Here is a 16,476-nt window from a genome sequence, read left to right as displayed (position 1 = left end):
AAAGCCACTACATTTTAGAAATGAGTGACTTTCTACTAAAAAAAATTGGCTTTATTGAATTACTTGCGGAAACTGAATTGGATATAAAGCCAAATCAACACGACGCAACGTTGAACCATATTTTGCATTAATTGCATCTATAAAAATATTAGCAATCAATCCATATCCTCTTGCACTTGGATGAACTCCATCTAAAGAGAAAGCACCTCCTGTAGCAAATGAAGACGACATAGTGAAATTCCCAAATCTAATTCCGCCGCTTGCTAATTGTGTTAAAGTTGCTCTTGTATCAACAAAAGCCAAATCTTTTGCTTTTGCAACTGCTTCAATAGTTACATTATAAGCATCAGTAGCTTTTTTAACCTCTGCAGCTTCTGTTGGGATAAGCACATGTTTATCTTGTAACGGATAGGTTATTCCAAATTTATTTAAAGGAGCAGGTGGTGCAATTCCTAAACCAGAATTTGCAGCTGTTGGAGCAGTACCAATGTCTGGTCTTGTCGTCAAAACTACTAAGTCTGTTGCTTTAGCTTGTCTGGCCTGTCCAAATACAGCACCGTAAAACGCAGCAGTCTGAGCCCCTAATGTTGGAGTAAATGCCGCAGTTAACTGTGTTGATAAATTTGTCAAACTCTCATCTTTTATCAGAAGAGGGTTATTTGCTGCCGTTTCAGACAATAAATTAATTCTGTCTCCTGCACCAAAAGCAGTTAATGCCTGTTTTAATGGCCCATATAATTGCGCATTTAATGCTTGTATTGTGGCTTTACCTACAGCTTCACTACCACCACCAAGTATTTTAGCTGTCAGCGGATTGTAAGGAACTGTTGTAAAATAAGGTAATGCCGTAATATATGGCAAATTTGCCACAACACCTTTTGCACCTTTAGCAGTAAGTCCTGTAACTAAATTATTATATACACTTGCAAACACGGTTGGATCTGTAATATCATTTCCTCCATATGTTGCCGGATTCATATTTCCTGTCTGATCTTTTCCTATTCCACCGGAAGTTGCATAGGATAAAACGTCATTTCCTCCAATAAACAAAGAGAAAAACGTTGGATTCTGAGCAATTGCATCTGCTATAACCGAAGTTCCCGGAGCACTGGAAAATCTGGCAAAATATGGATTTGCCGCACCACTCGCGACACCAGCAACATTTCCGTAACCTGCGATCGCCAAATGAAAACTTTTAGCACCCGGAACACCTAAATTACCAAATGTACCTGTAAGATGAGCTGTAACCTCAGTTGTTGGTTTTCCCGGAACATTTACCGGAGTCTGAGTTTCTCCAACAAAATACAAACGTGTCCCTGCGATCACATTTCCTCCCAGCAACAAACCACCAATATTATCATTCATATATGGCGTTGCAAAAGCACCTCCTCCGGCTGCAACAAATTGTTGTGCCAAAATATTAGTATAAGCCCCATCCTGCCCTTTTTTAAAGAGCGCATTATCACTATAACCCGCCGCAAAAGAATCTCCAAGGGCTACATATTTTGTAAAAACTGCCGACCCTGGAACAACCGGTACCTCGACAGGCGCATCACTTTCATCATTATTACACGCCATAAAGGTTAAAGAAACCAATAAAAGCCATTTTATATTTTTTTTCATGTCATTAAGTTTAAAATTATTACTTCTTTCTATTTCATTTTCTTTGGAATAATAGAAAGAAAACCCTATTTGATCAAATTAACTATTTACAATTATGGATTGATTGTCCATGAAGCAAACCACATTTGACCAATTGCTCCAGCACCAATTACCTGAAGATAATCTTTTCCGAAAAGGTTTGTTGCCCCGACTTTAATAACTGATTTAAGTTTCGGAATACCATAATTCACCTGAGCATCAAGAACTGTATTCTCCGGAATCATACCATCTCCAAAAGAAGATTGCCATAAATACTCTGTATTCCATCTCACATTCACATTAAATCCTAAATTTTCAATCACCTTAGCATTTCCAAGAGAAGCTTTAATCCTGTGTTTTGGTGTATTAAATCCTGCTATGAAACTTGGATCTTCTGATTGATCAAAATCAAATTGCGCATAGTTGTAATTCACTCCTAGTTCAAAATCTTTATACACTTTTTTAGACAAACCAACTCCAAAACCTAATGAAGAAACTTCTGCTGTTGTATTAGTATATACCTGATAAACTCTTCTGTCTCCAAACGCTAACGCCTGATAAGTTTGCTGAACTGCAGGATTAGAAGAATCTGTCCCTACTGTTCCATAATACGGAGAAATTACTCTCGCTGTATTCATGAAATCATTATAAATATTATAGTAAGCATTTAAATCAATTGATAAATCATTTTGAACTACTGAACGATAACCTATCTCAAAAGCCTGAACTTGTTCAGGTTTTACTAAACCAATATTAGCAACCTTAAGATCCCCAGGATTTGCAGAAGCAGCAAAAGCCTGAACAGAAGCTACAGTATATGCATTATGATAAGCATTTTGACCAGACATACCAATAGTTGCTGGTTGTCCGGCAATTGTTTGCCCGGCCGCGCTTACATTTACAGTCTCCTGGAAACGATCTAAATTTTCGGCAGCAGAACCAATTAAAGCAAATGGCCCTAAATCTAACCCAATATATTGATCTTGTGTAGTTGGATTACGAAAACCTGTTTGATAAGACAATCTAAAGTTATGTCTTTTAGATTCACCCGCAGAATATACGAATGAAACTCTTGGAGAAAGATTACCATCAAAATTTTGGCTTTTATCATAACGTAATGATCCTGTAAATTTCAAACGATCATCCATGAATTTCTTTTGCAATTGTGCGTATGCACCATACTCTTTGTACTCAATTGGTCCATCATAATCTGTAAAGATTGTGCCCTCTGAATCCATTATGTATTTTCTCCAGGAACCACCAACCTGAACTTCTGCCCATTTAATCACATCTCTAAAATTATAATTCACATCTGAATGATATAATTTAGAGTGATCGATAAATTTAGCTCCCTGAGTTAAATCGGGATTAGATGTTACAACTTTAAGAGCATTGTTAAACTGAGCCGATCCAGGTTCAAACCTAGGAGAACCTGTTGGTTTTGGAATAAAAGAAATAGCAGCAGGAAGAACATTATAGTCAGCAAAATTTCTGGCTATTGCAGCAGATTCATTTGCATTTGTACCCATAACTGCCCCAGAATATTGGTACGCAGTAGCATAATTTGTAAACCACTCCTGATCAGATTTTGCTGCCCTATTTACATTCCATGCAGCAAATCTCATATCGTAAGAATTTCCAGCATCTTCATCAGTTGCATACACTCTTGCAAAAAAGTTTTTCCCCTTTACTTCGATTTTTGCTTGTTGCATCATAAAATCATTTAAGGAATATCTATTGGCTCCTTGGTAAATTGTACTACCTAAACCAATTTTATATTGCAAAATAATCTCTGTATCATCAGCAAAAGGTTTAATATGCGCAGAGAAATCCGCTTTTATATTTTTAACCTTATTATCTGTTAAATCTTGTTCACGATATCCTGTTCTACTAACTTGTCCTACATTAGGAATAAAAGTAGTAACCTCATCTCCATAAACATTTAATCCGTCATAATTTTGATTCATTGCATGGCCCTCAGAACCTCCAGTCATACTCCTTTTATCAGCAGCAATCCATTCTGTTGCTTCCATATAAGTAAAATTGGCTTTTAAGGCAAAATGCTTTGTGAATGCTTTTGCAGCTCTAATTCCAAAATCATTATAATCATTTGTTCCGGCAGCATCCTGACTAGTTTGCCCATATTTGTAGTAAACACTAATTCCTTCATTTGTAAAAGGACTTTTACTGTTCATAAACATAATACCATTAAAGGCATTAGCCCCATAAAGCGCAGAAGAGGCACCTGGTAACAACTCCACATTTGCTACATCAATATCAGAAATACCCACTAAGTTACCTAATACAAAATTTAATGCAGGAGATGAATTATCCATTCCGTCAACCAATTGCATAAAACGTGTATTTGCCACCGTAGCAAAACCACGTGTATTAATCGATTTAAATGAAATACTACTGGTATTAAAATTTACTTCTTTCAAATTTTCTAAACCATCATAAAAAGTTGCCGCAGTAGTGTTCTTTATTTCCTGAATACCCATTCTTTCAATAGTCACTGGTGATTCAATCACCCTTTCAGGAGTTCTCGAAGCCGAAACCACGATTTCATCTAACTTGGTTTCTTCATCTTTCAGAACTACATCCAGCCTTTGATTTAGCGATGTAACACTAATTGTTTTAGTTTCAAATCCTACTGCCGATACTTTAATTGAAAAAGGTGGTTTTGCAGCAGTGTTTAATTTAAAAGTACCGTCAAAGTCCGTCGAAGTTCCTGTTGAACTTCCAACCACATTTATGTTGGCACCAGGAATAGATTGTTTGTTACTGTCGGTAACAGAACCAGTAATTGTATTCTGCGCAAAGGATACTCCGCAGAAAAACAACATAATTAGCAAATACACTCTCATGTGGGTTAGTTTTTGGTTAGTTTATCTAGCCAAAATACAAATATTTTTGATATTAATAAAAAAACGTTAAAAAAAATTAATATAACGCATCTTTTTTGTTAGTATTTTAACATTTTCACATTGAGTTTTATTGGATTAACAGCAACAACAGAGCATTTCAAATCTTAAATAGTATGCATACATATAAAATTTAAGAGAAAAAATGAAGATTTAATAAAAATACAAGGGTCAGAAAAAAAATATGGTAATAAAAAAAAGCGAGACATAAATCTCGCTTTTTTAACATATATAAATTGTATATACTATTCTACAGTAACAGATTTAGCTAAATTACGTGGCTGATCAACATTACATCCTCTCATTACAGCAATGTGGTAAGAAAGTAACTGTAATGGTATCGTAGTAATTAACGGAGACAATGCATCTGAAGTTTCAGGAATCTCAATAACATAATCGGCTAATTCACGAACCTGAGTATCGCCTTTAGTAACAACAGCGATGATTTTTCCGCTTCTTGATTTTATTTCCTGGATGTTACTTACAATTTTATCATAGTGCCCTTGTTTAGGCGCAATAACAATAACCGGCATGTGTTCATCAATAAGAGCAATTGGCCCGTGTTTCATTTCAGCGGCAGGATAACCTTCAGCATGAATATATGATATCTCTTTCAGTTTTAAAGCTCCTTCAAGCGCAACCGGGAAGTTATATCCACGACCTAAATACAGGCAATTGGGTGCATTTTTAAAAGCTGCAGCAATTTCTTTTGCTCTGTCATTTGTTTCTAATGCTTCAGCTACTTTTTCAGGGATTATTTCTAATTCCTGTAAATAAGTATGGAAATCAGTATTTGACAAAGTACCTTTTGCTTTTCCTAATCTTAAAGCAATCATAGTTAAAACTGTGATTTGAGTAGTAAAAGCTTTAGTTGAGGCAACTCCAATTTCTGGTCCTGCGTGTGTATAAGCACCTGCATGACTTTCTCTTGAAATAGAAGAACCTACAACATTACAAACTCCAAACACAAAAGCACCATTTTCTTTTGCCAATTTAATAGCAGCCATAGTATCCGCAGTTTCTCCGGATTGAGAAATTGCGATTACAACGTCATCTTTATTAATAATTGGGTTTCTGTATCTAAATTCAGAAGCATATTCTACTTCAACAGGAATACGGGTAAATTCTTCAAAAATATATTCCGCTACTAATCCTGCATGCCATGAAGTACCGCAAGCAACAATCAGAATTCGTTTAGCATTTAAGAATTTTTCAAGATTATCTTCAACACCTGCCATTTGAACAATTCCTTCATTGGCATGAAGCCTTCCTCTGTAAGTATCTTTTATAACACTAGGCTGCTCATAAATTTCTTTAAGCATAAAATGGTCATAACCACCTTTTTCAATTTGCTCCAAATTCATTTGAAGCTCCTGAATATAAGGATCTACTAAAGAGTCATCTTTTATTTTTCTAACTTTAAGAGGTTTGTGCAATCTAATGTTTGCCATTTCACCATCTTCAAGATAAATCGCATTAGAAGTATATTCAATAAAAGGCGAAGCATCAGAAGCAATAAAATATTCTCCTTCTCCAACACCAATAGCCAGAGGACTTCCTAATCTTGCCGCAACAATTTCATCTGGATTTTTCTTATCAAAAACCGCAATAGCATATGCCCCTACTACCTGATTCAAAGCAACTTGAACTGCTTTTCCTAATTTTATATTTTCATTTTTTTGAACCTCTTCAATCAGGTTCACTAAAACTTCAGTATCAGTGTCTGATTTAAACGTATAGCCTCTTTTTATTAACTCTTCTTTAAGAGGTGCATAATTTTCTATAATTCCGTTGTGAATAATCACTAATTCACCAGAATTTGAAAGATGCGGATGTGAATTTACATCATTTGGCACTCCATGGGTTGCCCAACGCGTATGTCCAATTCCGATAGTCCCGTTTGTAGTAAAACCATCATCTGCTTTAGCTTCAAGATCTGAAACTTTTCCCTTTGTTTTACAAAGTTTAATGCCTGAGTTGTCATACAACATAACACCTGCACTATCATATCCTCTGTACTCGAGCCGCTTTAATCCTTTTATAATAATAGGATACGCCTCTCGATGGCCTATATATCCAACAATTCCACACATATATATTTATTAATTTGGTTTCGTGTAGTAAACTTCAAGTCTCAGTCTCTTATCATCCGGCACTGTAGCTTTACTTCCGTATAATATTGTTCCTACCGGACTCATAACTGATCCTCTTGGCGCTTCTGAAATAACGCCATTTTTTAATTTTAATTTATTTGAAGCTACAATATCAATGCTTTCTGTTACAACTAAACCTAATTTCACATTAACAGCTGCAGCATCTTTTATAAGATTTCTGATGTGATTTGTGATCCTTACCTTATATGATTTTCCACGTTTAGTAGTAGCATCCACCTCTAAAAGACCTCCAAAAATATATCGGGTTGCTTTAGAATCAGTACCAACAAATCCGCTAGTACCATCAGCATAATCAATTACAGGAACATTATTCGTTAAATCATACAAATACACTCTTTTTGGTTCGTCAGAAGCTGTTCCCATTTTTTGAGAATCAACATAAAACACCAAATTTGCTTCATTCACTATCCATTTATTTGTTCTGATTTCAGCCAGCTTAGTTGCAAAATTAGAAAGATCAATAACCGCTAGTGATCCCTGACCTCCTTTTAAGTAAAGATTTTCATCACCGTTAACATTATCAGGATTCTTGATTGCAGTATCGTAATTGGTGTTTTTAATATCATTTAACAGACTGGCGGTTGCTCCAGCTAAATTAATCACAAGCGATTTATCTTCTTTAAGATCTCCGTCTGTTGTTATTGCTGTTTTAGCTTTGTATTTAATCGTTATTTTACCTTTTGAAAAATCCATAAGCGCCATATTACTAGGGCTAGCACCTGATTTTTCTGTTTTAAAATACAAACCTCTAAAATATTCCTGAAAAGCATCAGTATTTGCAAGTTTTGAAGCTGCAGCTTTTAAAATATTATCCTGAAAAAAAGCTTTATTTAAGTTTAAGCGCATCTCTGGAGCAACATAGGTATAAGTATATGTTTTTACTGCAGCAGCAGCATCAACTACCGTTGAATCTTTTCTTTGAGTTGCACTAAAAAAGAATTCGGCATTTTCTGTTTTATCTGTAGAATCATTCAACAAAATTCCTTTGTTTGAAGGTGCGTCAAAATTTATATCATCTGCGCCTGAATTCTGATTTGTATAATACATTTGGGCAAATTGTGATCCCCCATCAAAATAAGAAGAACGCATTTGAACTTTAGATTCATAAACACTTAACTTAATTTTTCCTTTAGGATCTCCATAAATAGAATCTAACTCATAAACACTTCCTCCTTTTGGATCTGATGCGGTCGCATGACTAAAATAAGGAACACTCAACACTACACTTTCAACAACAGGTTCTTCACCAATAGTTGGAGCATAGTCAACTAATGTAAGCTGAGTAGCAAAATTACCATTTGTAGTTCCCAAAACAGGATTATCATAAATACCTAAAGCATTAATTGCCAATCCATTGGACTGAATTGGCGTCACTTCCTGATTATAAGCCAAAACATCATATTTTTCACCTTGAAGATCAAAATGGTTATCTCCGATCAAATCATCACCAATCGCATTAAAATCTTTATCGCAGGAATATAAAAGAACAATCGTTGCAACTAATAGAGTTTTCTTAATAAAAGAAGTATTATACATGTTTAATAATAAAGTTAAAATTTAAAGACCCATACTTTTATAGAAATTTGTATACGCTTCAGCGAATGCATCTTTCGTGGCGAAAGGTAAAAAAGGTTTTCCTGAAGATTCTATAAATTTTGTTAAACTTGGGGATACGTTTTCAGACGCTATAATTACGGCATCAGAATGCAATATACTGGCCTTTAAGATATTTTCGTAATTCGGTATTTCTAAATCGGCAACTGACTCGTGTGGTACACCGTCAAATTTCACCTTGTTGATCATTTCTAAATCTAAATTCTCATCAAAAGATTGTCCGTAAACAGATGTTACAATTTTAGTTTCAGAAAATAAAGCCTCATTTTTATAATAATGTTTCATATAAATTGGCAACATAGCAGCCAACCAACCATGAACGTGAATAATATCCGGAACCCAATTTAATTTTTTTACCGTTTCGACAACTCCTTTTGCAAAAAATATTGCTCTTTCGTCATTATCAGGATACAAAACTCCCTCCTCGTCAGCAAAAGTTGCTTTACGCTTAAAATATTCATCATTATCGATAAAATAAACCTGAATTCTTTCTTTCGGAATTGAAGCTACCTTAATAATCAATGGCATATCTAAGTCATTCACTACCAAATTCATTCCTGAAAGTCGAATCACTTCATGTAACTGGTGTCTTCTTTCATTGATATTTCCATATCTTGGCATGAAAATTCTTATCTGACCTCCCTGATCATTAATCATTTTTGGAACGTCATAAGACATTAAAGAAACCTCATTTTCAGCCAAATAAGGCACGACTTCAGATGATACATATAATATCCTCTTATCTTTCATAATAGTATTTTACTTAATTTTTGGTAATAAAAACGTTGCAAAATTACAAAAATTTATGCAGTTTATAACTAATATATTATGTTTGCACTAAATTTTAATAATACCGCCATGCATATTTTCTACGGTAAAGTAGCTTTGATAGCCTATTTAAAAACTATCAAAACCACAAATTCAACTATCGGATTTGTACCAACAATGGGCGCTTTACACCAAGGGCATCTGGCTTTAATGCAACGATCTCTTAAAGAAAACGATGATACTGTTGTCAGTATTTTCGTAAACCCTACTCAATTTAACAATCCTGAAGATCTTGCAAAATACCCAAGAACACTTGAAGAGGATGTCAAAAAAATGCGAGGATTAAGTGACAAAATGATTTTATATGCTCCTTCTGTAGAGGATATATATGAAGGACACACTATTTCGCAGGATTTTGACTTTGACGGACTGGAAAATCAAATGGAAGGGAAATTCAGACCTGGACATTTTAACGGAGTTGGAACCATTGTAAAAAGATTATTTGAAATCGTTACTCCAACAAATGCATATTTTGGCGAAAAAGATTTTCAGCAATTACAAATCGTAAAAAAAATGGTTGAGAAAAACCATTTGCCGGTAAATGTTATTGGCTGTCCAATTTTCAGAGAAGACAATCAGCTGGCTATGAGCTCGCGAAATGAACGTTTAACTCCTGAAGAACGAAAAGAAGCAGCTATTATTTATAAAACATTAACACAAGCCAAAGAAATATTCAAAACAAAAACTCCGGAAGAAACTATAGAATTTGTTAAAAATTCTTTCGATGACAATCCGAAGTTTGAACTTGAATATTTTGTTATTGCTGACGAATCCACATTATTACCTATAGAAAACAAAAGTAAAGACAAAAATTACCGCGCGTTTATAGCAGTATTTGTTAATTCTATAAGACTGATTGACACCATTTCATTAAATTAATTTACCTTTGCAACATGCAAATTCAAGTTATAAAATCTAAAATTCATCGTGTAAAAGTAACTGGAGCTGATTTAAATTATATCGGCAGTATTACTATTGACGAAACATTACTGGAAGCCTCAAATATTATTGAAGGTGAAAAAGTATCTATTGTAAATATCAATAATGGAGAACGTTTTGAAACTTATGCTATTAAAGGAGAAAAAAATTCAGGCGATATTACTCTGAATGGTCCTGCTGCAAGAAAAGTTCAAAAAGACGACATTATTATCATTATATCATATGCTACCCTGGATTTTGAAGAAGCTAAAACCTTCAAACCATGGATCATTTTCCCTAATGAAAACGATAATTCGTTAACCTAAGTATTCCTTTTACACTTTATCTTCCCTACTGATTTGTCAAAATTTATTTTTGTACAAACACTGCCTCTTTGGACTAAAATCGAAACAATTTCAGAGTCGAAAGTTCATTGCTTTTTAAAAATCTTAACTGTAAGAAAAAAGCAAATAAAGTATTATATTGCTACATTATTTCAATACTTTTTAATTTACTGAAATGCCACAAATCATGAAAAAAGCTTACCTACTGTTTATTTTAGTGTCTATTTCTTCATTTGCCCAGAAAAAATTTGACAACATTCAATCTGAAAAACTGGGAGAAGAGAGAAGAATAACCATCGGACTTCCTGCTTCTTATGAAGCCAATCCCGAAAAAAAATATCCCGTTCTCTATTTATTAGATGGCGATTATTTATTTGACCCTTTTTCCGGAGCCATAAGTTATGGTACCTATTGGGGAGATTTACCAGAAATGATTATTATTGGTGTTCATCAAAATAAAGATGAAGAACGTTACGACGATACTACAATCGATCAAAACACAGGATTACCTTTTGAAAAAGGTGCAGAATTCTTTGAATTTATTGGCGGAGAATTACTTCCATACATAGAGAAAAAATACCGCACTGCCCCTTTCAAAATGATTGCTGGTCATGATGTAACGGCAAGTTTTATCAATTTTTATTTATACAAGGAACAGCCTCTTTTTAACGCTTATATCTGCCTAAGTCCGGAACTTGCTCCTAAAATGGAAGTTCGAATCCCGGAAAAATTTGCTAAAGTAACAGAACCTTTCTTTTACTATTTATCTGCGGCTGATGGAGATATCAAAAAAATCAAGGAGCCTATAGAAAAGTTAGACAGCAATATTAAAATTGCCAACAATCCGTTAGTGAATTATAAATATGATGTATTTAAAAACACAACGCATTATACTGAAGTTTTACACTCCATTCCAAGTGCATTATACCAAATTTTCGAAATATACAGACCGATAAATTCCGCCGAATTCAATGAAAAAATTGCAGTTCTCCAATCTGGTTATGCTGATTATTTAGAAAACAAATACAATGTAATGTCTAAAGTTTTGGGCGTTCAGATTCCTGTAAGAATGAGTGATTTCAAGGTAATTGAAAATCTTATCTTAAAAAGAAATGCGTACGATGAATTAGGAAAAATGGCCGAAATTGGAAATGTAAATTATCCAAAAGCGATGTTAGGAGAATATGAATTAGGATTGATGTATGAAAAAATGGGCGATCCGAAACACGCTTCAAAAAAGTATCAAAATGCTTCGCAAATGGAACCAATTGGTGATTTGAACAAGGATTTGATGTATGAGAAAATTGACGAAATGAACACACTTGCCAAAAAAACCAAATAATGTCAAAAGTTAAAACTTCCTTTTTTTGTCAGAATTGCGGAACCCAATATGCCAAATGGCAAGGGCAATGCAATGCCTGCAAAGAATGGAATACTATTGCCGAAGAAATCATTCAGAAGCAGGAAAAAGTCGCCTGGAAAAGTGAACCGACGGCAACCGGTAAAGTACCGCGTCCGTTAAAAATCAATGAAATTGATTCGGCTCAGGAAATCCGAATGGACACCACTGATGGCGAATTGAATCGTGTTTTAGGCGGCGGAATCGTTCCTGGCTCTTTAACGCTTTTAGGAGGTGAGCCGGGAATAGGAAAAAGCACCCTTTTGCTTCAAATTTCATTAAAATTACCCTATAAAACTTTATATGTTTCTGGTGAAGAAAGTCAGAAACAAATAAAAATGCGTGCCGAAAGAATTACGCCGAATAGTGACAATTGCTACATTCTGACAGAAACGAAAACGCAAAATATCTTCAAACAAATTGAAGCCATTCAACCCGAAATTGTCATTATCGATTCGATTCAAACTTTACATACGGATTATATTGAATCAACGGCTGGGAGTATTTCTCAAATTAGAGAAACAACGGCCGAGTTAATCAAATTTGCTAAGGAAACCAATATTCCGGTTATTCTAATCGGACATATTACGAAAGACGGAAATATCGCCGGACCAAAGATTTTAGAACATATGGTCGATACCGTTTTGCAATTTGAAGGCGATCGAAATCACGTTTACCGAATTTTACGTTCCTTAAAAAATCGTTTTGGCTCAACAGCTGAATTGGGAATTTATGAAATGTTAGGAAGCGGTTTGCGAGAAGTAAGCAATCCTTCAGAAATATTGATTTCCCATAAAGACGAAGAGATGTCCGGAACTGCGATTGCCACTACGATGGAAGGTATGCGTCCGTTAATGATCGAAATACAATCGCTTGTGAGTACCGCAGTTTACGGAACACCTCAGCGAAGCACTACAGGTTACAACGCAAAGAGACTAAACATGATATTGGCTGTTTTAGAAAAAAGAGCCGGATTTCGTTTAGGTGCCAAAGATGTTTTTCTGAACGTAACAGGTGGAATTTCAGTCGATGATCCTGCAATAGACTTAGCCGTTGTTGCCGCCATTTTGTCTTCAAACGAAGACATTCCGGTTACAAAAGGTTTTTGTTTTGCCGGAGAAGTTGGTCTTTCAGGAGAAATTCGTCCGGTAAACCGCGTAGATCAGCGTATTCAGGAAGCTGAAAAATTAGGCTTCAATACTATCTTTGTATCCAAATACAATAAAATCGCCTTAAAAAATACCGGAATCAAGATTGAGCTTGTTGCTAAAATTGAAGATGTAGCCAGTATTTTATTTGGTTAATTTTTTATAAACCTACTTTATGAATTTTCCAAAACAAAAAATTTACAAAGCACTCTTAGTACTTGCCCTGGTATTAGCAGTGCTTTTTTCAGGACTTTACTTTTTTCGCGATTCGCTTTTAAAACAAGCCATTGCCAAAGTAACCCGCAAAATGAATGTCGATTATAACAGTACTTTTTCAGTAAAATCGGCCTCGTTTGATGGTTTGTCCACGATTAAATTAACAGATGTAATTCTGGTTCCAAAAAATGCTGATACACTTTTTCACATCCATAAAATTGAAACCAGTATCAGCTTATCGAATTTATTGATTGGTAATGTTCAGGTTGGAACGTTGAAAATCAACAATGGCTACGTTCAATTTGTAAAAAAAGGAAAAGTTCGAAATTTTGATGCTTTTCTGAAAAGGGATAAATCAGAGTCAGATAATAATGAAAAACGTAAATACGCCACTTTTGCCTATCGTATTATCTCACAGCTACTGAATTTAGTTCCGACAGATATGAATTTGGAAAACCTAAATTTCAGAATTGATGATAATGGTAAAAAAGCTTCAATTGCGATTAGCAAACTCGTTTTAGACAACAAACAGCTCGAAACCAATCTTCACGTTCAAAGCAAGGATTTTGACCAACGCTGGAACATAAAAGGTTTTGCCGATCCCAGAAACAAAAAAGCAGATATTCGATTTTTTAATCTGGATACCGGCGCCATTCGTGTTCCGTATTTAGATGAACGTTATAATCTTAAAGCAAGTTTTGATTCTATTCGACTGAATGTTGAAAACATTGATAAAGACGGAAGCGAATTACACATTGACGGTTATACTTCGATTACCAATTTAAAAATCAATCACCCAAAAATTGCCAGCAAAGATGTTGTGATCAAAAATGCCCGTTTTGATTATCGCTTTTTACTGGGAGATGATTTCATTTCCATCGACAGCACTTCTACCATGCAATTGAATAAAATAAAAGTAAAACCTTATATTTCTTATAATACTGAAAAGGATACGGTTTATACTTTGAAAGTTACTATTCCGAAAATGAAGGCGCAGGACTTTATTGTTTCGTTGCCGGACGGATTGTTTACGCATTTTCAGGGAATGGAAGCGACCGGAAATTTCGATTATAAACTGGATTTCAAATTCAATAAAAACAAACCGAATACGCTGGTTTTTGACAGCAAAATGAATAAGGAAGATTTAAGAATCACGAAATACGGAGAAGCTAATCTGAACAAATTAAACGGAGAATTTGTCTATCGCGCTATTATTCAGAATGTTCAACAACGCCCAATTTTGGTTGGAAATGCAAATCCGAATTACACGCCTTTAGACCAGATTTCGCCTTATTTAAGAAAATCTGTTTTGACGACGGAAGATCCGTCTTTCTTTTCACATCGTGGTTTTATCAACGAGGCATTCAAACAATCGATTCTTAAAAACATCAGAACCAAAAAATTCTCACGAGGAGCGAGTACAATCAGCATGCAGTTGATTAAAAATGTTTTCCTGACTCGTGAAAAAACGCTTTCGAGAAAGCTGGAAGAAATTCTGTTGGTTTATATTTTAGAAAACAATCGCATTGCAAGTAAAGAAAGAATGCTGGAAGTATACTTCAACATTATCGAATGGGGGCCAAATGTATACGGAATTGGCGAAGCAAGTCATTTTTATTTCCAAAAAGCTCCTTCTGCTTTAAATGTAGATGAATGTTTGTTTTTAGCTACGATTATTCCGAAGCCGAGAAAATTCATGTATCAATTCAATGACGAGGGTAATTTAAGAGATTATGCTGTAAAAAATCAAAAGTTCCTGAAGAATCTAATGTTTCGCCGAGGTCTTTTGATTCCGGAAGACACCCTTGGACAACTGCCTGTTTACATTTCCGGAAATGCGCGTTCCTTAATAAAAATTAAAGCTCCTGATTCGACTGCGATTCCAGTTGATTCATTAGCAACGGATGGTGAATTTGATTTGTAATGATTTGCCACTAAGGCGCAAAGACACAAAGTATTTAAAACTGAGAAGTCGCAAAGTTTTTCATCTTCTAATAAAAAACTTTGCGACTTCGCGTCTTTGTGGCTATAGTTTCTTAAGGAGCCGGATCAGGAATAATCGCCTGAACTTTCTCAATCTCGTTTAAGATTTCTTTTGAAAGGACAATATCAATTGTGTCGATGTTTTCTTTTAATTGTTCCAATGTTGTAGCACCGATAATAGTACTTGTCAGAAACGGCTGTTGCAATACAAATCCCATTGCTAATTCTGTCAATGTTAATCCGTGTTTTTTAGCAATTTCCTGATATAATTTTGTTGCTTGTGTACATTGCTCGCTGTTATAGCGCGTATATTGCGGAAAAAGTTTAATTCTCGCATTCGGATGCTCTTCTCCGGTTAAGAATTTACCCGTCAAAGTTCCAAATCCTAATGGGGAATATCCAAGTAAACCAACATTTTCATGTATTGAAACTTCAGCAGAACCAACCTCAAAAAGGCGGTTTAGTAAGTTATACGGATTTTGAATGGTTTTGATTCTTGGCAGGTTTTGATATTTACTTTCTTCCAGAAAACGCATCATTCCCCAGGCATTTTCGTTAGAGACACCAATATTTTTTATTTTTCCTTCTTTGATTAATCCATCAAAAGTTTCCAGAACTTCTCTGAAATTATCTTCCCAGGGATCATTTTGAACTTTAAAAGCGCGTTGTCCAAAAGTATTGGTTTTGCGTTCCGGCCAATGCATTTGATACAAATCGATATAATCTGTCTGAAGGCGTTTTAAGCTATTATCTAAAGCATATTTGATACTTGCAGGAGAGAAATCCAGTTTTTCGCGCATATAACCAAAATTGGCATTTGGACCAGCGATTTTTGAAGCCAAAACTACTTTTTCGCGATTTCCTGATTTCTTAAACCAGGTTCCAACGATTTTCTCTGTACTCCCGTAAGTTGCCTCGCTTGCCGGAACGGAATACATTTCGGCGGTATCAAAAAAGTTCACGCCTCTTTCAAGTGCATAATCCATTTGAGCATGTCCTTCAGCCTCTGTATTTTGTTGCCCGAAAGTCATCGTTCCGAGACATATTTTGCTAACTTTTATATCGGTATTGGGTAAAGTTGTGTATTTCATTTCTTTTTGAGGTTCTAAGGTACTGAGTCACTAAGATGCTAAGGTTTTTCTCTTCGTATTATAAGGTTCAAAGATACAACGGGATTTTTCAAATGAAAATGTGACAAAAGTTAAAAAGGACATAAAAAGTAAATTCCAAATTCCAAAATTACTAACAGGTTCAAAATTGGAATTTGGGATTTCAATTTTGAGATTT

11 protein-coding genes are annotated in these 16,476 nt (G+C 35.0%); 5 read left to right on the top strand and 6 right to left on the bottom strand.

What is annotated here, in order from left to right; all coding sequences use genetic code 11:
• Positions 1-51: 51 nt before the first annotated feature.
• The 5 genes from IHE43_RS03450 to IHE43_RS03430 all read right to left on the bottom strand — a co-directional run bounded on the left by IHE43_RS03450 (position 52) and on the right by IHE43_RS03430 (position 9,103).
• Positions 52-1,623 (bottom strand): G-D-S-L family lipolytic protein, encoded by a 1,572-nt coding sequence (locus IHE43_RS03450; RefSeq protein ID WP_192186693.1) that lies wholly within the window; start codon positions 1,621-1,623, stop codon positions 52-54.
• Positions 1,624-1,715: 92 nt separating this feature from the next.
• Positions 1,716-4,508, bottom strand: coding sequence for a carboxypeptidase-like regulatory domain-containing protein (locus IHE43_RS03445; RefSeq protein WP_192186692.1), 2,793 nt, complete (start codon positions 4,506-4,508; stop codon positions 1,716-1,718).
• A gap of 302 nt (positions 4,509-4,810) precedes the next feature.
• Complete coding sequence (glmS, locus tag IHE43_RS03440) at positions 4,811-6,658, bottom strand: glutamine--fructose-6-phosphate transaminase (isomerizing) (RefSeq protein WP_192186691.1); 1,848 nt, start codon at positions 6,656-6,658, stop codon at positions 4,811-4,813.
• Between the two features lie 9 nt (positions 6,659-6,667).
• The gene (locus tag IHE43_RS03435; RefSeq protein WP_192186690.1) at positions 6,668-8,275 is read right to left on the bottom strand and encodes a DUF4270 domain-containing protein; all 1,608 of its coding nucleotides are present in this window, start codon (positions 8,273-8,275) and stop codon (positions 6,668-6,670) included.
• Between the two features lie 21 nt (positions 8,276-8,296).
• On the bottom strand, positions 8,297-9,103 hold the full coding sequence (locus tag IHE43_RS03430) for a glycogen/starch synthase (RefSeq protein WP_056188595.1): 807 nt from the start codon (positions 9,101-9,103) through the stop codon (positions 8,297-8,299).
• A gap of 78 nt (positions 9,104-9,181) precedes the next feature.
• Here IHE43_RS03430 and panC point away from each other — a divergent pair, with 78 nt between their 5' ends.
• The 5 genes from panC to IHE43_RS03405 all read left to right on the top strand — a co-directional run bounded on the left by panC (position 9,182) and on the right by IHE43_RS03405 (position 15,130).
• On the top strand, positions 9,182-10,060 hold the full coding sequence (panC, locus tag IHE43_RS03425) for a pantoate--beta-alanine ligase (protein WP_192186689.1): 879 nt from the start codon (positions 9,182-9,184) through the stop codon (positions 10,058-10,060).
• A 14-nt stretch (positions 10,061-10,074) separates the two neighbouring features.
• Positions 10,075-10,425, top strand: coding sequence for an aspartate 1-decarboxylase (gene panD / locus IHE43_RS03420; protein ID WP_026984155.1), 351 nt, complete (start codon positions 10,075-10,077; stop codon positions 10,423-10,425).
• A 205-nt stretch (positions 10,426-10,630) separates the two neighbouring features.
• Complete coding sequence (locus IHE43_RS03415; RefSeq protein WP_192186688.1) at positions 10,631-11,785, top strand: alpha/beta hydrolase; 1,155 nt, start codon at positions 10,631-10,633, stop codon at positions 11,783-11,785.
• The gene (gene radA, locus IHE43_RS03410; protein ID WP_192186687.1) at positions 11,785-13,146 is read left to right on the top strand and encodes a DNA repair protein RadA; all 1,362 of its coding nucleotides are present in this window, start codon (positions 11,785-11,787) and stop codon (positions 13,144-13,146) included. Before IHE43_RS03415 ends, radA begins: the two co-directional genes overlap by 1 nt.
• A 19-nt stretch (positions 13,147-13,165) precedes the next feature.
• On the top strand, positions 13,166-15,130 hold the full coding sequence (locus IHE43_RS03405; protein ID WP_192186686.1) for a transglycosylase domain-containing protein: 1,965 nt from the start codon (positions 13,166-13,168) through the stop codon (positions 15,128-15,130).
• A 112-nt stretch (positions 15,131-15,242) separates the two neighbouring features.
• On the opposite strand, the gene IHE43_RS03400 is transcribed toward IHE43_RS03405, so the two are convergent.
• The gene (locus IHE43_RS03400) at positions 15,243-16,280 is read right to left on the bottom strand and encodes an aldo/keto reductase (RefSeq protein WP_192186685.1); all 1,038 of its coding nucleotides are present in this window, start codon (positions 16,278-16,280) and stop codon (positions 15,243-15,245) included.
• Between the last annotated feature and the right edge of the window lie 196 nt (positions 16,281-16,476).

The sequence above is a fragment of the Flavobacterium sp. MDT1-60 genome, from assembly GCF_014844035.1.
Lineage (GTDB): Bacteria > Bacteroidota > Bacteroidia > Flavobacteriales > Flavobacteriaceae > Flavobacterium.
Note: the sequence above shows the minus strand (reverse complement) of the source record. Positions and strands in the feature narration are given on the sequence as shown.